This is a genomic window from Nocardioides baculatus (assembly GCF_016735675.1).
GTDB classification, from domain to species: domain Bacteria; phylum Actinomycetota; class Actinomycetes; order Propionibacteriales; family Nocardioidaceae; genus Nocardioides; species Nocardioides baculatus.
This window is the reverse complement of the sequence record NZ_JAERSG010000006.1, coordinates 81213-105118: the sequence shown is the minus strand read 5'-3', so window position 1 is coordinate 105118 and position 23906 is coordinate 81213. Positions and strand designations below refer to the sequence as shown.

The 23906-nt window shown below is 71.4% G+C and carries 21 protein-coding genes; 12 read left to right on the top strand and 9 right to left on the bottom strand.

Annotation, left to right across the window (positions count from 1 at the left end; genetic code table 11):
- Positions 1 to 25 precede the first annotated feature (25 nt).
- A complete protein-coding gene (locus JI751_RS18280; RefSeq protein WP_201939898.1) occupies positions 26 to 766 on the top strand; it encodes an NUDIX domain-containing protein in 741 nt (246 codons plus the stop codon).
- 14 nt (positions 767 to 780) lie between these two features.
- Positions 781 to 3444 carry a pyruvate, phosphate dikinase gene (gene ppdK / locus JI751_RS18275; protein ID WP_201939897.1) on the top strand — a complete coding sequence of 888 codons (2664 nt, stop codon included), beginning with the start codon at positions 781 to 783 and terminating at the stop codon, positions 3442 to 3444.
- A gap of 3 nt (positions 3445 to 3447) precedes the next feature.
- Here ppdK and JI751_RS18270 read toward each other — a convergent pair whose 3' ends face one another.
- On the bottom strand, positions 3448 to 4386 hold the full coding sequence (locus JI751_RS18270; protein WP_201939895.1) for a co-chaperone YbbN: 939 nt from the start codon (positions 4384 to 4386) through the stop codon (positions 3448 to 3450).
- A 59-nt stretch (positions 4387 to 4445) separates the two neighbouring features.
- On the opposite strand from JI751_RS18270, the gene JI751_RS18265 reads away from it, so the two are divergent.
- The 3 genes from JI751_RS18265 (at position 4446) to JI751_RS18255 (ending at position 6830) form a co-directional block, all read left to right on the top strand.
- Positions 4446 to 5045, top strand: a complete 600-nt coding sequence (locus JI751_RS18265; protein WP_201939893.1) for a GtrA family protein — start codon at positions 4446 to 4448, stop codon at positions 5043 to 5045.
- Positions 5046 to 5140: 95 nt separating this feature from the next.
- Complete coding sequence (locus JI751_RS18260; protein ID WP_201939891.1) at positions 5141 to 5860, top strand: SDR family oxidoreductase; 720 nt, start codon at positions 5141 to 5143, stop codon at positions 5858 to 5860.
- Positions 5861 to 6404: 544 nt separating this feature from the next.
- Positions 6405 to 6830 (top strand): hypothetical protein, encoded by a 426-nt coding sequence (locus tag JI751_RS18255; RefSeq protein ID WP_201939889.1) that lies wholly within the window; start codon positions 6405 to 6407, stop codon positions 6828 to 6830.
- Here the strand turns inward: JI751_RS18255 and meaB are convergent.
- Complete coding sequence (gene meaB / locus JI751_RS18250) at positions 6821 to 7771, bottom strand: methylmalonyl Co-A mutase-associated GTPase MeaB (protein WP_201939887.1); 951 nt, start codon at positions 7769 to 7771, stop codon at positions 6821 to 6823. The genes JI751_RS18255 and meaB overlap by 10 nt on opposite strands.
- Before the next feature lie 7 nt (positions 7772 to 7778).
- Positions 7779 to 8963, bottom strand: coding sequence for an acetyl-CoA C-acetyltransferase (locus JI751_RS18245; RefSeq protein WP_201939886.1), 1185 nt, complete (start codon positions 8961 to 8963; stop codon positions 7779 to 7781).
- A gap of 114 nt (positions 8964 to 9077) precedes the next feature.
- Here JI751_RS18245 and mce point away from each other — a divergent pair, with 114 nt between their 5' ends.
- The 4 genes from mce (at position 9078) to JI751_RS18225 (ending at position 13811) form a co-directional block, all read left to right on the top strand.
- Complete coding sequence (mce, locus tag JI751_RS18240) at positions 9078 to 9530, top strand: methylmalonyl-CoA epimerase (protein WP_201939884.1); 453 nt, start codon at positions 9078 to 9080, stop codon at positions 9528 to 9530.
- Positions 9531 to 9635: 105 nt separating this feature from the next.
- Positions 9636 to 10976 carry a crotonyl-CoA carboxylase/reductase gene (gene ccrA / locus JI751_RS18235; RefSeq protein WP_201939882.1) on the top strand — a complete coding sequence of 447 codons (1341 nt, stop codon included), beginning with the start codon at positions 9636 to 9638 and terminating at the stop codon, positions 10974 to 10976.
- A 148-nt stretch (positions 10977 to 11124) separates the two neighbouring features.
- Positions 11125 to 12465: a coiled-coil domain-containing protein gene (locus JI751_RS18230; RefSeq protein ID WP_201939875.1), complete on the top strand. Its 1341-nt coding sequence runs from the start codon at positions 11125 to 11127 to the stop codon at positions 12463 to 12465.
- 23 nt (positions 12466 to 12488) lie between these two features.
- Positions 12489 to 13811 carry an AI-2E family transporter gene (locus JI751_RS18225; protein ID WP_201939874.1) on the top strand — a complete coding sequence of 441 codons (1323 nt, stop codon included), beginning with the start codon at positions 12489 to 12491 and terminating at the stop codon, positions 13809 to 13811.
- Here the strand turns inward: JI751_RS18225 and JI751_RS18220 are convergent.
- The gene (locus tag JI751_RS18220; RefSeq protein WP_307814361.1) at positions 13789 to 14778 is read right to left on the bottom strand and encodes an EamA family transporter; all 990 of its coding nucleotides are present in this window, start codon (positions 14776 to 14778) and stop codon (positions 13789 to 13791) included. The genes JI751_RS18225 and JI751_RS18220 overlap by 23 nt on opposite strands.
- 38 nt (positions 14779 to 14816) lie before the next feature.
- Here JI751_RS18220 and JI751_RS18215 point away from each other — a divergent pair, with 38 nt between their 5' ends.
- Positions 14817 to 15353, top strand: a complete 537-nt coding sequence (locus tag JI751_RS18215; RefSeq protein ID WP_201939870.1) for a CGNR zinc finger domain-containing protein — start codon at positions 14817 to 14819, stop codon at positions 15351 to 15353.
- On the opposite strand, the gene JI751_RS18210 is transcribed toward JI751_RS18215, so the two are convergent.
- The 4 genes from JI751_RS18210 to JI751_RS18195 form a co-directional block, all read right to left on the bottom strand.
- Positions 15350 to 16159: an alpha/beta fold hydrolase gene (locus tag JI751_RS18210; RefSeq protein WP_201939868.1), complete on the bottom strand. Its 810-nt coding sequence runs from the start codon at positions 16157 to 16159 to the stop codon at positions 15350 to 15352. The genes JI751_RS18215 and JI751_RS18210 overlap by 4 nt on opposite strands.
- 37 nt (positions 16160 to 16196) lie before the next feature.
- Complete coding sequence (locus JI751_RS18205) at positions 16197 to 16436, bottom strand: hypothetical protein (protein ID WP_201939866.1); 240 nt, start codon at positions 16434 to 16436, stop codon at positions 16197 to 16199.
- A gap of 30 nt (positions 16437 to 16466) precedes the next feature.
- Complete coding sequence (locus JI751_RS18200) at positions 16467 to 17924, bottom strand: MFS transporter (protein ID WP_201939864.1); 1458 nt, start codon at positions 17922 to 17924, stop codon at positions 16467 to 16469.
- A 75-nt stretch (positions 17925 to 17999) separates the two neighbouring features.
- A complete protein-coding gene (locus JI751_RS18195) occupies positions 18000 to 18761 on the bottom strand; it encodes a hypothetical protein (protein WP_201939862.1) in 762 nt (253 codons plus the stop codon).
- A 270-nt stretch (positions 18762 to 19031) separates the two neighbouring features.
- Here JI751_RS18195 and JI751_RS22015 point away from each other — a divergent pair, with 270 nt between their 5' ends.
- Positions 19032 to 21464, top strand: a complete 2433-nt coding sequence (locus tag JI751_RS22015) for a LuxR C-terminal-related transcriptional regulator (protein ID WP_201939860.1) — start codon at positions 19032 to 19034, stop codon at positions 21462 to 21464.
- Between the two features lie 54 nt (positions 21465 to 21518).
- Positions 21519 to 21983 carry a VOC family protein gene (locus tag JI751_RS18185; RefSeq protein WP_201939858.1) on the top strand — a complete coding sequence of 155 codons (465 nt, stop codon included), beginning with the start codon at positions 21519 to 21521 and terminating at the stop codon, positions 21981 to 21983.
- A gap of 102 nt (positions 21984 to 22085) precedes the next feature.
- Here JI751_RS18185 and JI751_RS18180 read toward each other — a convergent pair whose 3' ends face one another.
- Positions 22086 to 23879, bottom strand: a complete 1794-nt coding sequence (locus tag JI751_RS18180; RefSeq protein WP_236666524.1) for a 3-hydroxyacyl-CoA dehydrogenase family protein — start codon at positions 23877 to 23879, stop codon at positions 22086 to 22088.
- Positions 23880 to 23906 lie beyond the last annotated feature (27 nt).

Genomic DNA, 23906 nt, shown 5'->3' with positions numbered 1-23906 from the left:
AACGCCTCCTCGTTAGGGTGGCCGGGTGCCCAGTCCCATCACCCTCACCTCCGACGGCGAGGTGGCGCGACTGGAGTGGTCGGGCGAGGTCAGCACCGACGAGCTGCGACGCGAGGTCGCGGAGGCGCTGGTCGAGCACACCCGGGTCGAGGCCTGGGTCGGGAGCAGCGACGGCACCGGCCAGCGCGCCGCGACGTGGGCGGGCATGCACCGCGAGGGCGTACGCCGGGGGCTGGGCGCCGACGGCGAGCCCGATGACCTGATCGTCTACGCGCGACTCGTGACGGATGCGCCGGTCAACGAGCCGGGCGGCTTCCGCTCGCTGCTCAACTCGTTCCTCCCGCGCAAGCGGGCGATCTCGCAGATGCTGATCCGCGACGCCGACGGCCGGGTGCTGCTGTGCCAGCTGACCTACAAGCGCGACTGGGACCTGCCCGGCGGCGTCGTCGAGGTCGGCGAGTCACCGCGCGTCGCTGTGCAGCGCGAGGTCGAGGAGGAGCTCGGCCTCGAGGTCGAGCCGGCCGGCCTCCTGCTCACGGACTGGCTGCCGCCGTGGGGCGGCTGGGACGACGCGGTGTGCCTCGTCTTCGACGGTGGCACGCTCTCCGCCGACGTGCTCGACGACGTGGTCAAGCAGGAGCGCGAGATCCGCGACGTGCGCTTCTGCACCCTCGAAGAGGTGGACGAGCTCGCGGCCGACTTCACTGCCCGCCGCGTACGAGCCGCAGTGGGCGGCACGCAGCCGTATACGGAGTCCGGCCGCTGAGGCAGGATGCCTCCATGGCGTGGGTCTACGAATTCTCAGAAGGCAACAAGGACCAGAAGGACCTCCTCGGCGGCAAGGGGGCGAACCTCGCCGAGATGACGACACTGGGCCTCCCGGTGCCACCCGGGTTCACCATCTCGACCGAGACGTGTCGGGCCTACCTGGCCGAGGGCGGGGAGCCGGAGGGCCTCGCCGAGGAGGTCACCGAGCACCTCGCGACCCTCGAGGAGGCGATGGACAAGCGGCTCGGCGACGCCGAGGACCCGCTGCTCGTCTCCGTGCGCTCCGGGGCGAAGTTCTCGATGCCCGGCATGATGGAGACCGTCCTCAACGTCGGCCTCAACGACACCTCGGTCGGCGGCCTCGCCGCCCGCAGCGAGGACGAGCGCTTCGCGCTGGACTCCTACCGCCGGCTGCTCCAGATGTTCGGCGGCACCGTGCTGCACGTCGAGTCCGAGCTGTTCGCCGACGCGCTCGACGAGGTGAAGAAGGCCAAGGGCACCGACAACGACCTCGACCTCGACGCCGACGACCTCCGCGGCGTCGTCGAGACCTTCAAGCAGATCATCAAGGACCAGACGGGCCGCGACTTCCCGCAGGACCCGCGCGAGCAGATGGACCTCGCGATCCGCGCCGTGTTCGACTCGTGGAACACCGACCGTGCCCGGCTCTACCGCCGCCAGGAGCGCATCCCGGAGGACCTCGGCACGGCCGTCAACGTGCAGGCGATGGTCTTCGGCAACTTCGGCATGGACTCCGGCTCGGGCGTCGCCTTCACCCGCGACCCCGCCAGCGGGACCCAGGGCGAGTACGGCGACTACCTCCAGAACGCGCAGGGCGAGGACGTGGTCGCCGGCATCCGCAACACCGTGTCGCTGGCCGACATGGCCGAGATCGACCGGAAGTCCCACGACGACCTGATGACGATCATGGCCCGGCTCGAGCGGCACTACCGCGACATGTGCGACATCGAGTTCACCGTCGAGCGCGGCAAGCTCTGGATGCTCCAGACGCGCGTGGGCAAGCGCACCCCCGAGGCGGCGTTCCGGATCGCGGTCCACATGGTCGACGAGGGCCTGATCGAGATGGACGAGGCGGTCCTCCGCGTCACCGGCGACCAGCTCGCCCAGCTGATGTTCCCCCGCTTCGACGAGAAGGCCGAGCGCACGCTGCTCGCCATGGGCATGAACGCCTCACCGGGCGCGGCCGTCGGCAAGGCGGTCTTCGACTCCGACACCGCCGTGGAGTGGGCCGAGCGCGGCGAGGACGTGATCCTGGTCCGCAAGGAGACCAACCCCGACGACCTGCGCGGGATGGTCGCCGCGCGCGGCATCCTCACCAGCCGCGGCGGCAAGACCTCCCACGCGGCAGTCGTCGCCCGCGGCATGGGCCGCACCTGCGTGTGCGGCGCCGAGTCGCTCGACGTCGACACCAAGGCCCGCGAGTTCCGCGTGCGCGACGGCGAGACCGTCACCGAGGGCGACGTGATCTCGATCGACGGCACCACGGGTGAGGTGTTCAAGGGCGCGGTGCCGGTCGCGGACTCCGTCGTCGTACGCCACTTCGAGGGCGAGAAGCTCGACGACGACCTCGCCCACGCGGTGTCGCGAATCATGGCGCACGCCGACGGTGCCCGCCGGCTGCGCGTGCGCACCAACGCCGACACCCCTGAGGACGCCGCCCGCGCCCGCCGGTTCGGCGCGCAGGGCATCGGCCTGTGCCGCACCGAGCACATGTTCCTCGGCGAGCGTCGCGAGCTCGTGGAGAAGCTCATCGTCGCCGAGGACGAGACCGGCGTGGAGGCCGCGCTCGCGGCCCTGCTCCCCCTCCAGCGCCAGGACTTCACCGAGATCCTCGAGGCGATGGACGGCCTGCCGGTCACGATCCGGCTGCTCGACCCGCCGCTCCACGAGTTCCTGCCCGACCTCACCGAGCTCAGCGTCGAGGTCGCCCTCGCCGAGGAGCGCGGCCAGGTCGACGAGCACGACGCGACGCTGCTCACGCACGTACGCCGTCTGCACGAGCAGAACCCCATGCTCGGCCTGCGCGGAGTGCGCCTGGGCATCCAGATCCCGGGCCTGTTCAAGATGCAGGCACGCGCGATCGCGGAGGCGGCCGCGGACCGGATGGAGGCGCACGGGACTCCACGCCCGGAGATCATGGTCCCGCTGGTCGCCAGCGTCCGCGAGCTCGAGATCGTCCGCCACACCCTCGAGGAGCAGATCGCCGAGGTCGAGGACCAGCGCGGGGTCAGCCTCGACATCGCGATCGGCACGATGATCGAGCTGCCCCGGGCGGCGTTCCTCGCCGACCGCATCGCGATGGAGGCCGACTTCTTCTCGTTCGGCACCAACGACCTGACCCAGATGGGATGGGGGTTCTCGCGCGACGACGTCGAGTCCTCGTTCTTCAGCCGCTACTTCGAGCACGGCATCTTCGACGTCTCGCCCTTCGAGTCCCTCGACCAGCTCGGCGTCGGCGGCATGGTCGAGATGGGCACGACGAAGGGGCGCGCCACCAAGCCCGACCTGAAGGTCGGCGTCTGCGGCGAGCACGGCGGCGACCCGCGGTCGGTGCACTTCTTCGACGACATCGGGCTCAACTACGTGTCGTGCTCGCCCTTCCGGGTCCCCGTCGCCCGGCTCGAGGCCGGCCGCTCGGTCCTCGACAAGAGGTAGGGCTCAGAAGAGCGCCGAGGCCAGGTTGCGACGACCCGCCAGCACGCGCGGGTCGTCGTTGCCGACGGCGGCGAACAGGCCGAGCAGGTGGTCGCGCGCCTTCGTGCGGTCGGCGTCCGACGTACGGGCGACGAGGTTGACCAGGCGGGTGAAGGCATCGTCGACGTGGCCGCCGAGCATGTCGAGGTCGGCGACCATCGTCTGCGCGTCGACGTCGTCGGGACGCTCGGCCGCGGCGGCGCGCGCCTCGTTGAGGTCCACGCCCTGCGTGCGCTGCATGACCTTGGCCATCGCGAGCCCGCCGGCGGCCTCGACGTCGGCGGGGTTGGCGTCCAGCAGCTTCTGGTACTCCCGCACGGCGCCGTCGATGTCTCCGGCGACGAGTGCGTCCTGGGCCGGGGCGTAGCGCGGGTCGACCGTCTCCTCCTCGCCCTCCGCGGCGGGCGCGGCGCTCCGCGGCTGGTGACGTCCGGCGATGCCCTGGGCGGTGAGCTGCTGGCCCACCTGGTGGAGCGCGGTGCGCAGCTCGTCGATCGGCAGCACGTCCTGCATGAGCGGCATGGGCCGGCCGTCGACGACGGCGACGACCAGCGGGATCGACGGGATCTGCATCGCCTGGGCGATCTGCGGCGCGGCGTCGATGTCGACCAGGCCGAGCAGGAAGCGACCCTCGTGCTCGTCCACCACCGTCACCAGGTCGTCGGCGAGCTGTCCGCTCTCCGGCATCCGGGTGCGGGAGTAGAACACCAGCAGCACCGGGGCGGTCATCGACTGCTCGAGCAGGCCCTGGAAGCTCTGCTCGTCCACCTGGACGCTGTACGACGACCCGGCGGGCGCCGGCGTGCTGCCGGGGGCGCCGGCCGGGGCACCGGCACGCGGAGCGGGTTGTCCGAGACCGGAGAGGTCGATGGCACCGGGACGGCTGAAGGGCTGCTGCGTCATGGGGACAATCCTAGGGAGAGTGCCCACGCGCGATCGCCTGGGTGGGTAGCCTCGGGCACATGGCATCGCGGGGCAGCGCCCTCTACGTGCGCCACCGGCGGAATCTCGCGCTGCTGGCGCGCTTCGGCGTGGTCGGGGGCTCGGGCGTGCTCGTCAACCTGCTCACGCTGGTCGTGCTGCGCCGGATCGGTCCGCACTTCGACGACGCGGTCATCGGCCTGGGGAGCACCGACTTCAACCTCCGCTGGTACCACGTCTTCTCCACGATCGCCTTCCTCGTGGCCAACCTGTCCAACTTCCAGCTCAACCGCTCCTGGACCTTCCGCAGCAGCCGGGTCTCGGGCTGGTGGCACGAGTACTGGCCGTTCCTGGCGGTCGGGTTCGGCGGCCAGGTCGTGGGCCTGGCGCTGCTCACCCTCCTCATGCACCCGCACTCCCCGATCAGCCTCCCGACGAGCGTCTTCGACGACTCCAGCGGTCTGCGCAACCGCCTCTACTGGTCGCAGCTGATCGTCATCGCGCTCGTGATGCCCGTGTCGTTCGTCTTCAACAAGCTGTGGACCTTCGCCGCCGTCCGGACCGGTCGTCCCGACCTCGCGGACCCCCTCTTCGAGGAGGAAGTGTTGAGTGAAGTGATGCGTGAGGAGGATGTGGTCTGAGGGTCCCGGCGGCGCTCGATCCCGAGTGTGACCCCACCCCTAGGGCGTGGTAGAAAACCAGATCGGGGCGGGCCACGTCGACGGGAGGCGAAGCCATGACATCGGGGTCATACGACTTCGCCGGCTACCAGGTGCTGGTGGTGGGCGGCACTCGCGGTGAGGGACACACCATCGCGACCGCCTTCGCCGAGTTCGGCGCCTCGGTGACGGTCACCGGCACCATGATGCTGCGGGCCCTCTACGACACCGACCTGTCAGCGTTCGACTACGAGTCGGTCAACCTGGCCCGGCAGCAGTCGATCGACCACCTCGTCGGGATGGTCGACCACCTCGACGTGCTCGTGCTCGCCGCCTCGGCCAACCTCCCCTACGGCTTGCCGCCCGACGAGCAGGCCTTCGTCGCGCAGGCCGCCCGCTCCGGCCTGCTCGGACCCACCTTCCTCACCACCCGCCTGCGCCTCAAGCTCAGCCAGAGCCCGATCCTGGGCGGCGGCTGCGTGGTCAACACCGGCGCCGTACGCACGTGGCTGGAGCTGTCGTCCACCGCCGACGAGGCTCAGGCGCAGGTCATCGAGTCCACCGCCCGGGCCGGCGAGAAGTGGGCCGGGCTCGGTGTGCGGGTCAACGCCGTGCTCCAGACGACGCGGCCGGTGCTCCCCCGCCAGTACGCCCCACGCGCCGGTAGCCGGGTCGCCGGGACCACGCTGACGCGCGAGCAGGGCACCCGGGCCGGAGAGGCGGTGGCCGACGCCGCGCTCTTCCTCGCGAGCAGCGCTGCCTCCCGCATCACCGGCCAGACGCTGCGGCTCAGCTGACGCCGGCGAGCACGGCCCGGGTCGAGGTGCGTCCCACGGCAATGTGCGTCGCAATGTGCGTCCAATCTGCGTGAGAAGCGAGCGCGGCTCCCGCACAAGGTCTACAATCTCCACAAGACAGCAACAAAACGGTAACGGCGACGTTCAGTCGGAACCCCACAGCCGACCTCGCCGATCGACGTCCCGCTCCCGAGCCGCCCGCCCCACGCATGCGGCTCGCGAGCGGGACGAGCTGTTTCCGGGGACGCCGGCAGGCGAGTACTAGCCCAGACGGGTGGTTCTGCGGAGAACCCACGAAAGGTGCACGGCGACACCGTCCGACGTGGTTACGCTTCTCCCACAAAAGCAACGTGCTCGACACAACCGGGCGCCTCGGGGCGGTTGCTCGTACTTGTGGGGGAAGGACGTACTCGTGACGACTCATCAGGTCGCAGCGCGGAGCCGGACGTCGGCGACCGCCTGGCGGGGCCGGGCATCCGACCATCGCCGTGAGCAGGTGCGGGCCCTCGGGGCCGTGGCGGTCCACGACGGGCCGACAGGTCCCGTGGAACCGGGTGAACGGGACGCGCGGGGGACGACCGACGCGCTGTCGTCCGTCGAGGCACTGTGGCGCTCCGTCGTCGATGTCCTCGACGCAGTGGAGGGCCCGTCGTCCGCCTTGTTGTGCACGGCCTCGGGGTTCCCGCTCAAGTCCTACGGCTACGAGCACACCGAGCTGGTGCCGGCCGCTCGCGTGGCGCGCAGCTCCTTCGCTCGGCGGCGGAACAGCACGGCGTCCAGCGTGCCCGTCGTGGACGTGGTGACCGTGGAGCTGGTCGCCGGCCCGACGCAGACGGTGATGACGGCGATCCCCTCCGCCCAGGGAGAGCACCTGCTGGCCATCACGGCTGACGACGTCAGCATGCCGGTGCTGCGGGCGTGGACCGCCCACGTCGCGTCCCAGATGAGGCGCGTGCTCGCTCAGGCCTGAGCCAGGACCTCGTCCGCGGCTGCGTAGGGATCGACGTCGCCCCTGGCGACGCGCCCCGCTAGCGCGTCGAGGTCGGCTCCGCCGGCCCGCTCCCAGCGCTCGCGCACCACGGCGAGCGCGATCGCCTCGACCTCGCTCCGCGCCCGGGCCGTACGCCGTCGGGCGAGCTCGCCCGACTCCGCGAGCCACGCGGCGTGACGATCGACCTCGGACAGCAGCCCGTCGATCCCCTCCCCCGTGCTGGCCACCGTCCGCACGACCGGCGGTCGCCACGCGCCCTCGGGCCGCTCGGCCATCGAGAGCATCGTGCGCAGCTCGCGGCGGGTGCGCTCGGCGCCCTCGCGGTCGGCCTTGTTGACGGCGTACACGTCACCGATCTCGAGGATCCCCGCCTTGGCGGCCTGGATCCCGTCGCCCATGCCCGGCGCGAGCAGGACCAGGGTGGTGTCGGCGAGGCCGGCGATCTCGACCTCGCTCTGGCCGACTCCCACGGTCTCGACGACGACGACGTCGCAGCCTGCCGCGTCCAGCACCCGCACCGCCTGCGGCGTCGAGCGGGCGAGCCCGCCGAGGTGGCCACGGGCGCCCATCGAGCGGATGTAGACCTCGGGGTCGAGCGCGTGGTCGCCCATCCGCACCCGGTCGCCGAGCAGCGCTCCGCCGGAGAAGGGTGACGACGGGTCGATCGCCAGCACTCCCACGCGACGACCGTCCGCACGCAGCGCCGCGACGAGGGCGTTGGTCGACGTCGACTTGCCGACGCCCGGGGCGCCGGTGATGCCCAGCACGTGGGCGCGGCCGGTGTGCTCGCGCAGCGCCGCCATCACCTCGCGCAGCACCGGTGAGTCGGTCTCGACGAGGGTGATCAGGCGGGCGACCGCCGCGGCCTCGCCCTCGCGCGCCCGCGCGACCAGGTCAGGGACGGCAGCACCCCGCCTCATGCCTGCCTCAGGAGGCGGGCACGCGGACGATCAGGGCGTCGCCCTGGCCACCGCCGCCGCAGAGCGCGGCCGCACCGACGCCACCGCCGCGGCGCTGGAGCTCGAGGGCCAGGTGGAGCACGATCCGGGCGCCGGACATCCCGACCGGGTGGCCCAGCGCGATCGCGCCGCCGTTGACGTTGACCTTGTCCTGGTCGACGCCCAGCTGGCGCGCCGACTCGATGCCGACGGCGGCGAACGCCTCGTTGAGCTCGAACAGGTCGATGTCGGAGACGGCGATGCCCTCCTTCTCCGCGGCCTTCGCGATCGCGTTGGCCGGCTGGAGCTGGAGGGAGGAGTCGGGCCCGGCGACCTGCCCGGAGGCGCCGATCTCGGCGAGCCAGGTCAGGCCGAGCTCCTCGGCCTTGGCCTTGCTCATCACGACGACGGCGCAGGCGCCGTCGGAGATCTGCGAGGCGGAGCCGGCGGTGATGGTGCCGTCCTTGGCCACGGGGCGCAGTCCCGAGAGCGACTCGACGGTCGTGTCACCACGGATGCCCTCGTCCTCGGCGACGGTGACGTCGCCCTTGCGGGTCGGGATCGTGACCGGGACGACCTCGTCGTCGAAGACGCCGTTCTTCCAGGCGACCGCCGCGCGCTGGTGCGACTGCGCGGCGAAGGCGTCCTGCTCCTCGCGGGTCAGGTGGGCGCCGACCGCGTTGCAGCCGTCGGTGAGGCTGATCATCGCCTGGTGGGTGAACTGGTCGTAGAGCGCGTCGTAGGCCATCGAGTCGACGAGGGCGGTGTCGCCGTACTTGAAGCCCTCACGGCTCTTCGGCAGCAGGTGCGGCGCCTGGGTCATCGACTCCATGCCGCCGGCGACGACGATCTCGTGCTCGCCGGCGCGGATCAGCTGGTCGGCCATCGCGATCGCGTTGAGGCCCGACAGGCACACCTTGTTGATCGTGATCGACGGGACGTTCATGGGGATGCCGCCCTTGACCGCGGCCTGACGGGCGGTGATCTGCCCGGCACCGGCCTGGATGACCTGGCCCATGATCACGTAGTCAACCTGCTCGCCAGTCACGCCGGCCTTCTCGAGCGCGCCCTTGATGGCGACGCCACCGAGGTCGGCAGCCGACTGGTCCTTGAGGCCGCCCAGCAGGCGGCCGATCGGGGTGCGGGCTCCGGCAACGATCACTGATCCAGTCATGCTGCCGACGATACCCATCGGCGTACGCCCGGCGGCAGGTGCTGTGACACGTCCGGCGTGAGGCACACGTCACACCCCCTCGCGCCCGGGCACGCGGTCCGTCAGCATGTCGCCATGAGCCTGCCGTCCGACGTCCAGCACCTCTTCACCGCCATCGACCACGTCGGCATCGCCGTGCCCGACCTCGACGAGGCGATGGCGTTCTACCGCGATGCCTACGGGATGACGGTCCTCCACGAGGAGGTCAACGAGGAGCAGGGCGTGCGCGAGGCGATGGTCGGCGTCGGCGACAGTGACTCGAATCCGGGAGGGTCGTGCATCCAGCTGCTCGCGCCGCTCACGCCCGAGTCCACCATCGCGAAGTTCCTCGACCGCAACGGCCAGGGCATCCAGCAGCTCGCCTTCCGCGTGGACGACGTCGAGCACGTCGCCGACGTGCTGCGCGAGCGCGGCCTCCGGCTGCTGTACGACGCCCCGCGCCGCGGCACGTCGGACAGCCGCGTCAACTTCATCCACCCCAAGGACGCCGGCGGGGTGCTCGTCGAGCTCGTCGAGCCGGCCCGCTAGCGACGTACCTCACACTCTGCACCACCGCAGGTTACCCACGGGTATCTTGACGCCCGATCCACCGATGCCTCACCGCCACTGCCTCACAGCCAGCAGGAGACACCCGTGCAGAAGATCCTCGACGCCATCCAGTCCGACAGCGCGACCCCGGAGGACTTCGCCTCCCTCGAGCTGCCGGAGTCCTACCGCGCCGCCTTCGTGAAGAAGGAGGAGGTGGACATGTTCGAGGGGCTCACCGCCAAGGAGAAGGACCCGCGCAAGTCCCTCCACGTCGAGGACGTGCCCCTCCCCGAGCTCGGCCCCGGCGAGGCCTTCGTGGCCGTGATGGCGAGCGCCATCAACTACAACACGGTGTGGACCTCGATCTTCGAGCCCGTCTCCACCTTCGGCTTCCTCGAGCGCTACGGCCGCAACAGCGAGCTCACCAAGCGCCACGACCTGCCCTACCACGTGGTCGGCTCCGACCTCGCCGGCGTCGTGCTGAAGACCGGTCCGGGCGTGACGAAGTGGAAGCCGGGCGACCGCGTGGTGGCCCACTGCCTCTCCGTCGAGCTCGAGGGCCCCGACGGCCACAACGACACGATGCTCGACACCGAGCAGCGGATCTGGGGCTTCGAGACCAACTTCGGCGGCCTCGCCGACGTCGCCATGGTCAAGGCCAACCAGCTGATGCCGAAGCCCGAGCACCTCACCTGGGAGGAGGCCGCCTCCCCCGGCCTCGTGAACTGCACGGCGTACCGCCAGCTGGTCAGCAAGAACGGCGGCGACATGAAGCAGGGCGACAACGTGCTGATCTGGGGCGCCTCCGGCGGCCTCGGCGGCTTCGCGACGCAGTACGCCCTCAACGGCGGCGCCACCCCGGTGTGCGTGGTCTCCAACGAGGAGAAGGCCGCCATCGCCCGCAGCATGGGCGCCGAGCTGATCATCAACCGCTCGGAGGAGGGCTACCGGTTCTGGAACGACGAGGGCACCCAGCAGGACCCGAAGGAGTGGAAGCGCTTCGGCGCCCGCATCCGCGAGCTCACCGGCGGGGAGGACATCGACATCGTCTTCGAGCACCCGGGCCGCGAGACCTTCGGCGCCTCGGTCTACGTCACCCGCAAGGGCGGCACGATCACCACCTGCGCGTCGACGTCGGGCTACATGCACGAGTACGACAACCGCTACCTCTGGATGAACCTCAAGCGGATCATCTCCAGCCACTTCGCCAACTACCGCGAGTCGTGGGAGGCCAACCGCCTGATCGCCAAGGGCAAGATCCACCCGACCCTGTCGCGGACCTACACCCTCGACGAGGTCGGCCAGGCCTCGCTCGACGTCCACCAGAACGCCCACCAGGGCAAGGTCGGCGTGCTCTGCCTGTCCCCCGAGGAGGGCCTCGGCGTGCGCGACCACGAGATGCGCGCGCAGCACGAGACCGCGATCAACCGCTTCCGCGGGGTGTGACCTCACCCCTCCGGAGGCACGTCTGAGATTCGTCACACCCCGGCTCGCGCATTGCCCGCGAGCCGGGGTGTCCTCATGTCCGGGCATCGGCAACACTGGACCTCGTTCCAGAACGCAGTCCGTACGACGTGAGAGTGGGTGTCGCTGCATGAGCTCCGACCAGGGCCTGTCCATCTTCGACGACGAGCCGGAGTCCGGCGACGACGCGGGTGAGGAGACCCAGGTCATGCCGGTGACGCCGAAGGAGCAACCCGCGGCGAAGAAGGCCGCGCCCGCGCCGGCCCCCGCGCGCGCGGAGAAGGTGGAGCCCGAGCCCGCAGCGACGGAGGAGCCGGAGCCGGCGAAGACCGAGCAACCCGGGTCAGCACCCGTCGCCACCTCTCCGGTCGCCGCCGCGCCCGCGAGGCCCGCGGTCGACGACGAGCGCACCGTCCGCGCCCCCGTGGTCCCGCCCCGGGCGGCTGCCCCTGCCGCGGCGCGACCGATGGCGCCCGCCGCCGCCCCGCTGCCCGTCGTACGCCGCGGTGGCTACGACAAGGCGGCCGTGGACCAGCGGGTCGGCCAGCTCCAGACCGAGAAGTCGGGCCTCGCCACCAGCCTCGCCAGCAGCGAGGAGCGGGTGATCGAGCTCGAGCGCGAGCTCGACCGGCTGCGCTCGGAGCTCGAGGAGAACACCAACCCGACCTACGCCGGCCTCGGTGGCCGAGCCACGTCGATGCTCAAGCTGGCCGAGGACGAGGCCGGTGACGTGCGCGACGCCGCACGACGCGACGCCGACGACATCCGGACCCAGGCTGAGCGCGACGCCCAGAGCATCCGGGCCGACGCCGCCCGCGAGGCCGACGACATGCGCCTGGTGCAGCTCAAGGAGCTCGACGAGATGCGCGCGCGGATCACGGCCGACTCCGAGACTGAGCGCAGCCTCGCCAAGGCCGAGGCCGAGGACCTGGTGGCGGCGGCCCGTCGCGAGTCCGACCAGCTGCGACTGGCCGCCCAGCAGGAGACCAACGAGCTACGCGTGACCGCGACCCGCGAGGCCGAGCAGGCGCGCGCCGCCGCGGACCGCGAGGTCCAGGAGGCACGCCGCACGCTCGCGGTGGAGAAGGAGCGGCTCACGCGCGAGGCTGCCGAGCACCACAGCAACGCCACCGCCGAGACCCAGCGGCTCGTCGCCGAGGCCGAGGAGCGGGCCACGGCGGCCGAGCAGCGGGCCCGCGAGGCGACCGCCCAGGCCAACACCCACCGTCAGCAGGCTCAGAGCGAGGCCGAGGGCCTGCTCTCGCGTGCCCGGCGGGAGGCCGAGCAGGTCGTCGCCTCCGCCCGCACGCAGGCCGACTCGATCGGCGCGACCCGGGCCGCGGAGGCCGAGCGCGAGCTGGCCAACATCCAGGCCGAGGTCGACCGGATCACCAAGCGCCGCGACGCGATCACCGCCCAGCTCGGCGCCCTGCGCGACGTGGTCGCCGGTTTCGCCGAGGACAAGCCCTGAGCTGGCGCGACCGGCTCCGGGAGGTGACCACCTCCCGCGACGCCGCGTCCGACACCGTCACCGACACCCCGACCGACACCCCGGTCGACATCCCGGAGGACCTCACGCTGGCCGAGGCTCCCGAGGTGCTCGAGGCGGTCGTCGAGCAGGTCAGCGAGGACGCCGACCGCGCCGAGGCCGCGGCCGAGTCCGCCGAGGAGTCGGCCAGGTCGGCCGCCGAGATCGCCGAGAAGATCGACGACGCGACTGACCTCGTGGTCGACGAGTCCTCACCCGCGCCCTACGTCGCGGCGCAACCGGCGGAGCCGACCCCGCTCCTGCTGCGGCACTCCCCGTTCAAGATCGGGTTCTTCGGTGCCCTCGGCGCCGTCATCGCCATCTTCCTCACCCAGCAGGTCCTCAGCATCTCCTCGGTGCTGATCCTGCTCGTGATGTCGATGTTCCTCGCGATCGGGCTCAACCCGGTCGTGGAGTTCTTCATGCGCCGCGGCATCCGTCGCGGACTGTCGGTGCTGGTCGTGCTGGTCGCGGTCATCGGGGTGCTGACCCTCTTCGTCTTCGCCGTCGCGCCCGTGATCAGCGACCAGATCACGCAGATCACCCGCAACGCACCCGGCTGGCTCGACGACCTGCAGGCCAACAGCCAGGTCCAGAAGCTCGACGACCAGTTCGACATCATCGCCAAGGCGCAGGAGTACATCCAGAACGGCGACTTCGGCCAGAAGGTCTTCGGCGGCGCGCTCGGCGTCGGCCTGCGGGTGCTGTCGGCGCTGACCAACAGCCTCATCGTGATCGTCCTGATGATCTACTTCCTCGCCTCGCTGCCCAGCATCAAGCACGCGGGGTACTCCCTCGCGCCGGCCTCCAAGCGCCCGCGAGTGAGCGAGCTCGGCGACCGGATCATCCGCGCGACGGGCGCCTACGTCGCCGGCGCCTTCCTCGTCGCGCTCTGCGCGGGGCTGAGCACGTTGATCTTCTCGTTCGTCATCGGCCTGGGTGACTACGCCTTCGCGCTGGCCTTCGTGGTCGGGCTCTTCTCACTGATCCCGGTCGTCGGTGCGGTCGTCTCCGGGGTGATCATGACGCTGCTGGCCCTCACGATCTCGCCGACCGTCGCGCTCATCGCGCTGGTCTACTACCTCGCCTACCAGCAGTTCGAGTCCTATGTGATCTACCCGCGGATCATGAAGAAGTCGGTCGACCTGCCGGGCTCGGTCACCGTGGTGGCCGCCCTGGTCGGCGGGTCGCTGATGGGCGTCATCGGCGCGCTGCTCGCAGTGCCCGTCGCCGCCGCGCTCCTGCTGCTGCACCGCGAGGTCTTCCTCAAGCGGCAGGACGCTCGCTGACGGACTCCGGGTCGGGCAGCGGCTCCACGAGGAGCGGCGCCCGCCCCTCCCCGAGCTTGACCACCACCACGCCGACGAGCACCAGCACTCCCCCGGCGAGCTGGATGCCGCGCGGGAGCTCGTCGAGCAGCAGCCATGCCCACACCACCGCAGCCAGGACCTCGCCGAGGGCCACGAACGAGGCCAACCGGCTGCCGAGCCTGCGGCCGGCCGCGATGCCCGTGACGTAGGAGAACGCGGCGGTGACCAGGCCCAGGGCCACGACGGGGATCCACCACGCCACGGCACGCCCGTCGTACACCGCGTCGGCGGTCGAGGCGTGGAACGGCAGCACCCCGGAGGCTCCGGCCACGAGCAGCACGAGGCCGCCGACCAGCAGGCCGCCCGCAGCCAGCGTGATGCCGGGCAGGCCGTTGTCCTCGTCGGCGGAGATGATGAAGTAGGTCGCCGCGCCGACCATCGCGCCCAGCGCCCAGAGCACCCCGACCGCGCTCAGCTCCGCGCCCGAGACCACGTCGAGCACCAGCACGAGCCCAGCGGCGGCGATGGCCGCACCGAGCAGGGTCACGCCCGAGGGGCGGTGCCCATGACGCAGCCACAGCCAGACGACCACGGCGACGGGAGCGGTGTACTCCAGCAGCAGGGCGACGCTCACCTGCATGTAGGAGACGGCGTAGAAGTAGCAGAGCTGCGCGCCGGCCACGGCCGCGATGCCGTAGACGGTGATCACTCCCGCGTTGGTCCGGACGAGGTGCCAGCGACCGCGCAGGGCGAGGGCCCCGGGGACGACGAGCACGACGGCCGCGATCGCGATGCGCAGGGCGACGGTCGCACCGGCGCTCCAGCCGGTGTCGAGCAGCCCACGTGCGAGCACCCCGGAGAGGCCGAACGACGTGGCCGACGCGACGGCGAGCACGAGGCCCGTCGTCGTCCGGGACGTCTCCCTGTCATGCGTCAAAACCGTCACGGTCATGACACTAGGAGCGGCTGATGTAATGTGTCAACATGCTCTTCACGGATGACACGGACGCCGCGCTCCAGGCCGCGGTCGCCCTCGTGAACTCGTCCGACGAGCCCGGCGACCCGCTCGGCTCGGTCGACGACCTCTCCGCCTTCCTGGCCTCCTGGCCCTACACCGGCCGGCTCGACGCGACCCAGGCCGAGCTCGACGCCGTACGCCGGCTCCGACCAGCCCTCCGGGCCCTCCTCCTCGCCGAGCGTGACGAGGCCGCGGAGATCGTCAACGGGATGCTCGCGAAGGCGAAGGCACTCCCCCAGCTCCAGCGCCACGACCACTGGGACTGGCACGTCCACGCCGTCGACCCCGACCGTCCGCTCGAGGAGCGCGTGGTCGTCGAGACCGCGATGGCGATGGTCGACGTGATCCGGGCCGACGAGATGTCGCGGCTCGACCGGTGCGCCGCCGACGACTGCGACGACGTCGTGCTCGACCTGTCGCGCAACCGCTCGCGTCGCTACTGCTCGACGACGTGCGGCAACCGGGAGGCCGTCGCGGCCTACCGCGCCCGCCAGCGGGCCTAGGAGCCGGACGCCTCGGCGGGCAGGAAGCGCCGCAGCACCTCGAGGAAGATCGCGGGCTGCTCGGAGTGCACCCAGTGCCCGGCCCCCTTGATCAGCACGCGCCGGTTGCGCGGGAACCGGCGGTCCATCTCGGGTGCGTGCGCGTCGTCGATGTAGTCGGAGTCGGCACCGCCGATCCACAGCACCGGACCGTCGTACGACGCCTCCCCCAGCTCGTCGGCCGGCCAGCCGGTCAGTCCGTCCATCGACGCGCCGAGCAGGTCGAGGTTGACCTGCCAGCGCCAGCCGGCCCCATCCGGACCGTCGGTGCGGCGGAGGTTCTGGAGGAGGAAGCTCCGCACCACCGGGTTGGGCACGGGCTCACGCAGGGCCTCGTCCGCCTGGTCGCGGCGCTCGAGCGCCGACAGGTCGAGCGCGCGCATGGTCTCGATGTAGCCGACGAACTCGCGCCCGCTCGGGTAGGCGACCGGAGCGACGTCGACCACGACGAGCCGCTCGACGAGCTCCGGGTGCCGCAGCGCCATGCACATCGCGACCTTGCCGCCCATCGAGTGCCCGACCAGCGCCACCGGCTCCCGAGCTGACCACTGGCCGAGCTCGGCGGCCACCAGGTCGGCCATCTCGACGTAGTCGAACCGCTCGGTCCACGCCGACCGGCCGTGGTTGGGCATGTCGAGCAGCAGCACGCGGTGCTCGGAGCTCAGCGCCTTGGCGGCCTGCGTCCAGTTCTTCCCCTGCCCGAAGAGGCCGTGGCAGAAGACGACGCGCGACCCGGTCGTGCCGAGCTCGGTGCGGTGCAGGCTCACGGGACCATCCTCGCGCACCCGGCGCGGCGGTCCGACGTCAGGTCGCGGCGACCCTGCCGTCGTCGGTGGTGTGGACCAGGCCGTCGCTGGCCGCGAGTGCGAGCGCGCGCTCGAACCTGTTCTCCTCCCACCAGCGTCCGCCGACGACCTCGCGCAGCTCCTCGGGCGTGATCGGTCCGTGCGCCTCGAGCGCGCGGACGATCTGGCCCATCTCGTGGAAGACCTGCCGGTCTCGACGTCCTTCGGTGGACGGCTTGGGCGGCGGCATCGGGCTCATGGCTCGGCTCCTCTCGACGTGGGGCAGGGGTCAGGCGTGGGCGGGCTCGTCCTCGGCGGTCAGCGGCTGCGCGATGTCCTCGAGCGACTGCCCCTCGGCCTTGACCCCGAGGAGGATCTCGGCGATGCCACCGGCGATCATCAGCGCCGCGCCGATGAAGTAGCCGATCGCGATGCCGGTGATGTCCTCGGACTCGCTGGCGTTGTCGATGAGCCGGCCGAACAGCAGCGGGCCGGAGATGCCGCCGACGGCGGTGCCGATCGCGTAGAAGAACGCGATGCACAGCGCCCGCGTCTCCATCGGGAAGATCTCCGAGGCGGTGAGGTACGCCGCGCTCGCGCCGGCGGAGGCGAAGAAGAAGATGATGGCGCCGAAGATCGTCAGCGTCACCGCGGTCAGGCTGTCGAGCATCGTGCCGGCGATCGCGAGCAGGACCCCGGACAGGATGTAGGTGCCGGCGATCATCTTGACCCGGCCCAGCGTGTCGAAGAGCCCGCTCAGCAGCAGCGCCCCCGCGAAGTTGCTCGCCGCGAAGATGGCGAGGAACCAGCCGGTCTGCTTCACGTCGAGGAACGTGGTGAGGGTGTCGCCGTAGGTGAAGAAGAAGGCGTTGTAGAGGAAGGCCTGCCCGACGAAGAGCGCGAAGCAGAGGGCGGCCCGTCGCGGGTAGAGCGTGAAGACGGTCCTGGCGATCAGCGGCAGGCTGATGGTCTTGCGCTGGCGGATCGTGATCGTCTGGTCGACCCCGTGCAGGGTCTTGCCCGTCTCCTCCTCCACCGTGTGCTCGATGTCCTTGACGATCTTCTCGGCCTCGTCCTCCCGCTCGTGGATGAAGAGCCAGCGTGGGCTCTCCGGCACGTGGCGGCGCACGACCAGGATGCCGACCGCGAGGATCGCGCCGAGCCCGAAGGCGGCCCGCCAGCCCCAGCTCGGGTCGACGATGTTGGGGTCGAGCAGCGGGATGGTCAGCAGGGAGCCGAGGGCCGCGCCGACCCAGAACGAGCCGTTGATGGCGACGTCGACCCGGCCGCGGTACTTCGCCGGGATGAGCTCGTCGATCGCGGAGTTGATGGCGGCGTACTCGCCGCCGATGCCGGTGCCGGTGAGGAAGCGGCAGGCGAAGTACCACGCGGGGTTCATCGAGAACGCGGTGAGCACGGTCGCCACCGTGTAGACGCCGAGCGTGACCAGGAACAGCTTTTTGCGGCCGAACCGGTCGGTCAGCTGGCCGAAGAACAGCGCGCCGATGCACGCGCCCGCGACGTACATCGCACCGGCCAGGCCGACGTCGGAGCTCGAGAGGCCCAGGCCCGTGTCCTCGGGCTTGAGGGCCGCCGACATCGAACCGACGATGGTGACCTCGAGCCCGTCGAGGATCCAGACGGTGCCGAGCCCGATGACCACCAGCCAGTGCCACCTGGCCCACGGCAGACGGTCCATCCGGGCGGGGATGTCAGTGGTGATCGTGCCTGTCTCGACTCCGGCCATGGGTCGGGACGCTAGACCCGTCGATCAGGGCCCATCACACCCTTGTGGGGGGAAGGTCCCCCGCAGGGGTGAAGGTCAGAAGTCGAAGCCGTCGAAGAGGCCGCCGATGCCGTCGCCGATACCGCCGAACATGTCGCCCAGGCCCTCGCCGATCGCTCCGATGCCCTCACCGATGCCGTCGAACCCGCCACCGAAGAGCATGCCCATGAACATCCAGTCCATCGGGCCGAAGCCGCCGAAGTAGCCCTGCGCGTAGGGCTGGTAGGCGCGGCCGCCCTGCCAGTAGGGCACGCGCCGCGAGCCGACCATCACCTTGCGGATGTCGGGCTGGGCGCCGGCCCGCACCCGTTCGACGTCGAGCGCGCACGCCGGCACGTCGCGCGAGGCGCCACCCGGCGGGGTCCACGGCACGTCGGCGACCGACAGGCCGTGGCGCGGGTCGAAGAAGCACGGTGGGCGGCGCTGCGGGAGCGGCTCGCCGGCGACGCGGGCGCGGACGCACGCCATCGCGTAGCGACCGTCCTCGAGGATCTCCGTCACGTGGCGTACGTCGTCGGGGCGGGTGAGGGCCGCGGCGGCCGTCTTGGCGGACTCGTAGGCGTCGAGCGCGCGCTGGTAGTCGGCGTTGGCGCCCGGGTCGAGCTCCTGGCCGGCGAGGTCGATGTCGAGGTCCTGGAGCTCGACGCCGAGGGCCGTGACGTCCTCCTCGGCGAGCCGCTTGACCGGCTCGACCTCGGCCTCGGCGCGGGCCAGCTCACGCCTCTTGCCCGTCCTGCCCGCAGCCACCGCGACCGCGGTGAGACCGCCGAGGACGACCAGCACGAGCACGAGTTCCATGACGACAGCGTACGCAGCGGCGGCAAGACCGAGCGGCAGGACGGGATGGCCACGCGGCCTCTTCCGGCACACACGAACAGGCCGCGCATCGACCCCCGACGATGCACGGCCTGCTCGGAGAAACGGCCGGTGATCGCGAGACCCTCCCCTGTGCGGTCCCGCCACCCCTCGGCGTGGGACAACCCTCCCCCGAACGGGTGGGACCGGGCATCCGTAGTCCTACTTAACTCATTCCTCTGTCCGACCGCCCATCAGCGATAGGTTCGTCCCGTGCTCTCCCCGTGCCTCGGTCGTGACGACGTCCAGCGCGCGCTGGGCGAGGCGCTCGACGAGTCGCGGTGGGTGACGGTCGTGGGCCCTCCCGGCAGCGGCAAGACCCTGATCGTGCGTCACGTCGCCGCCGCACGCCAGACGTCGTGGGTCGACGCCCGCAACCTGCGTACGCTCGACGACCTGCTCGTCGCGGCGCTCGAGAGCCTCGACTCCGAGACAGCTCCCGGCGACTCGCTGACCGGCGCGCTCGGCCGCGCGGTCGACGGCCGTGACTGCCTGCTGGTGCTCGACGGCCTCGACCTCGACGCGACCGAGGCCGGTCCGGTGCTCCAGACGATGCTCGACACGACAACCGACGCGCGCGTCGTGGTGACCGCGCTGACCATGGCCGACCAGCCCCACGAGTCGGTCGTCCGGGTCGGCCCGCTCCCCGTCCCCTCGCACCGCGCGCCGCTCGAGGGTCCTGCCGTCGACCTGTTCCTGCGCCGGATCCGGGCGGCGGGCGGGCACCCCGTCGACCTCGACCAGCAGGACCACGAGGTACGCCGCCTGCTGGGGGCCACCGGCGGTCTCCCCCTGCTCATCGAGCAGGTCGCGGTGCAGTCGGCGCTGGTCGGGCTGGGCAACGCGATGGCGACGGTCAGCCTCGACGAGGCCGTCGACTCCGCCCACGACCTCCTCGACGACGACAGCGCGACCGCGCTGCGACGCATCGGCCTGCTCGGCTTCCCCATCGGGCTCGGCGTGCTCGCACGCGTGCTCGACCAGCCCGCGCCGCGGGCCGCCGAGGTCGCCGGCAACCTCGTGCGCCGCAGCCTGGTCGAGGTCGCCGCCGACGGCCGCTTCGACATGCTCTCCCCGATCCGGGGGCGTGCCCGCGCGCTCGCGCGGCCCGAGGACGTGGTCGCGGTCGAGTCCGGCCTGCTCGCCTGGGCCGACGACCACGCGCCGGCCCACGACAACTACGGGGCCGCCGACGCCGACTGGCTCAAGGACCTCCCAGCGATGCGCCACGCCGTGCTCACCGCCTGCGCGAAGCCGGAGACCCGCGCCGACGGCTACTCGGTGGCCAACCGCATCTTCTCCTCGCTCTACACCTCGATGCGCGCCCGCGACGCCGTCGAGATCCTCGAGGCCGCCCTCTCGAGCGGTGACGGGCCGCCTGCCATCGGGGCGCAGATCGCCCGCCGCGCCGGGATCGCCGCCTCGGAGGTGCGCGGCACCTACGAGGGGCTCTGGCTGCTGGAGCGCGCCGACGAGCACGCGTCGTCGGCACCGAGCCCCGACGAGCAGCTGGCCAAGACCGCCTCGATCCGCGCCGAGATGCACCTCGACGCCGGCGAGATGGAGCTCGCCGAGCGCGAGGCGCGGCGCGCGCTCGACCTCGACCCCGAGGGCTCGATCCGTCGACAGGCCACCCGCACGCTCGCCGACGTCTTCACCTCCCAGGGCCGCTTCGCCGAGGCCGCGCAGGCGGCCGGCGACGCCCTGCCGGCGCGGATGAGCCGCGACGAGCGGTGGATCGGCCTGTCCGTGCGCACCCTCCTGGCGCGCATCGCGCTGGAGCAGGGCCGCATCGCCGAGGCGGTCGCCGGCACCCGCGCGGTGGTGGTCGAGGCCCGCGAGCTCGCCGAGGACCGTGTCTGCCTGCTGGCCGAGACCCTCCTGCGCGGGCTCGACCCGGCGTGGGAGGCCTCCGACGTGGACCGCCAGAGCCTGCCGTGGGCCGTACGCCTCCCGGTGCTCACGCAGGACGGGCGCGACCTGCTGCACCGCGGCGACCTGCGCCAGGCGGCCGGCCTCGCGGCCGACGTCGTGGCGCTCGCCGACTCCGCCCGCCTCGGCCGCGACAGCGTCGAGGCGCGACTGCTGCTGGGTCGGGCGCTGGTCGGCCTCGGTGACCTCGACCAGGCCACGACGACCTACCTCACCGCCCTCGAGAACTGCCGCACGATGCGCCTGCCGCTCCGCGCCGCCGACGCCCTCGACGGGTTGGCCGGGGTGGCCCGCGAGCGCGACCTCCCCGAGGCACGGGCGCTGGCCGCCACGGCGTTCGCGCTGCGCACGCCACGGCTGGCCGTGCGCTGGGGCTACTCGGCCGACTACGACGTCGTGCCGGCGAGCAGGGCACCGGCCGCGTGGATCGACGGTGACGACCTGTCCGCCGACTCCGTCACCCTCATCACCGGCGTCTTCAACCGGACCGCGTCCGCGCCACCCTCGGTCCTCGACCAGCTGACGGCCGCCGAGCGCCAGGTCGCCGAGCGGGTCGCCCACGGCCTGACCAGCCGCGCGATCGCCGAGGAGCTCTTCGTCTCGCCCCGCACGGTCGACGCCCACCTGACCCACATCTACCGCAAGCTCGACATCAACACCCGGGCCCGGCTCGCCGGGCTGGTGACCGAGCACTCCCACCGCACCAACGCCTGACGCCTGTACGACGACCGAGACCCGCTGTCGGTGGGTCGCGGCAGGATGGCCGGCATGAGCCGGACGATCCAGGTCACCTTCGACGCCCACGACCCCGAGACGCTGTCGCGTTTCTGGGCAGCAGCGCTGGGCTACGTCAACCCGCCCCCGCCGGGCCGCGAGGTCGCGCCCGGGCAGGATCCCTTCGAGGTGTGGCACGAGTTCCTGCGCGAGGTGGGTGTGCCCGAGTCGCAGTGGAACACCCGCTCCGCCGCGGACGACCCCGACGGCGACGGTCCACGCTTGTTCTTCCAGCAGGTCCCCGAGGGCAGGACCGCGGCGAAGAACCGCGTCCACCTCGACCTCCGCGCCGCCCCCGGCCTCCAGAGCGACGAGCGGATGGCCGCGCTCGAGGCCGAGTGCGAGCGGCTGGTCGGCCTCGGCGCCACCCGCGTCGAGCGCCACGAGCCGGCCCCTCCGATGGCCGGCGGTCACATCGTGATGACCGACCCCGAGGGCAACGAGTTCTGCCTCGATTGACCAGCGCGGACCGAGGAACGAGGTCCGCGCGTGTGGTCCATCGGGTTGAGCAAGTGCAGCGGCCGAGCTTGCGAGGGCGCGAAGCGCGACGAAACCTGTGTGTCAGCGAGCGCTGTAGTCGCGGAACCCGCGTCCGGCCTTGCGACCGAGGTAGCCCGCCGTCACGAGGTGCTCCAGCAGCGGCGCCGGGGAGAAGCCGGGCTCGCGGAACTCGAGGTAGAGCTCCTTCTGGATCGCGAGTGACACGTCGTTGCCGACGACGTCGAGCAGCTCGAAGGGACCCATCGGCAGCGCGCAGCCCAGCTTCATCGCGAGGTCGATGTCGTCGGCGGTCGCGTAGTGCGCCTCGAGCATCTTGACCGCGTCGTTGAGGTAGGGGAAGAGCAGCGCGTTGACGATGAAGCCGGAGCGGTCGCCGCAGCGCACCGCCACCTTGCCGACCTTCTCGCACAGCGCGAGCACGGTCTCGGTGACCTTCTCGTCGGTCGCGACCGTCGAGACCACCTCGACGAGCTTCATGATCGCCGCCGGGTTGAAGAAGTGCATGCCGATGACGTCGTGGGGACGCTTGGTCACCCGGGCCATCGCGATGATCGGCAGCGACGACGTGGTGGTCGCGAGGATCGCGCCGGGCTTGCAGATCTCGTCGAGGTTCTCGAAGAGCGTGGTCTTGATCGCGAGGTCCTCGGCGATCGCCTCGACGACGAGGTCGACGTCGCGCAGGTCGTCGAGCGACGTCGTGCCGCGCACACGGCCGAGCACCTCGACCTTCGCCTCCTCGGTCGCCTTGCCGCGCTGAATCTGCTTGTCGAAGTTCCTGGTGATGGTCGCGACGACGCCGTCGACCTTGTCCTGGCCGCGGCCGGTGAACAGCACGTCATAGCCGGCCTTGGCGAAGACCTCGACGATCCCGGCGGCCATGGTGCCGGTGCCGACCACGCCCACCTGCCGGATGTCGTGGTGCAGCGTGGGCTTGTCGTCCTCGCTCGGCGTGTGCGCGTCGGCGACGACGACCGGGCTGTCGGGGGCCTCGTAGGTGTAGAAGCCGCGGCCCGACTTGCGTCCGAGCAGGCCGGCGGTGACGTACTGCTTGAGGATCGGCGCGGGCGCGTGCAGGCGGTCGCGACCCTGCTTGTACATCGTGTCGAGGATCTCGTAGGCCGTGTCGAGGCCGATCAGGTCGAGCAGGGCGAGCGGGCCCATCGGGTAGCCGCAGCCGAAGCGCATGGCGGCGTCGATGTCTTCACGCGAGGCGTACTTGCCCTCGTACATCGACACCGCGTGGTTGAGGTAGCCGAAGAGCAGGGTGTTGGCGATGAAGCCGGCCTTGTCGCCGCAGACGACGGGGTTCTTGCCGAGGTCGCGCAGGACGCCCTGCACGGCGTCGAGGACCGCGGGCTCGGTGACGACGGTGCGGATGATCTCGACGAGGTTCTGCACCGGGGCCGGGTTGAAGAAGTGGACGCCGATCACCCGGCCCGGCCGGGAGTTGGCCGTCGAGATCTCGGTGACGCTCAGCGAGGAGGTGTTGGTCGCGAGGATCGCGTCGTCGCGGACGATGCCGTCGAGCGTGGCGAAGATCGACTTCTTGATCGCCAGCGACTCGACCACGGCCTCGACGACGAGGTCGGCGGCGGACAGGGCGCCCATGTCGGTCGTGAGGGTGATGCGGCCGAGCAGCTCGGCCTGCTGCTCCTCGGTCATCTTCTCGCGCTTCACCGCGCGGCCGGTGGAGTGCTCAAGGTGCTGGCGACCCCGCTCGACGCCACCGTCGTTGAGCTCGACCCCGATCACCGTGTAACCGTTGCGGGCGAAGACCTCGGCGATGCCGGCGCCCATCGTGCCGAGGCCGATCACGCCGACGGTGGAGAACGAAGCTGGAGCCGTGTCAGTCATGGGAGGCATGCTCCCACGCCCTCACGC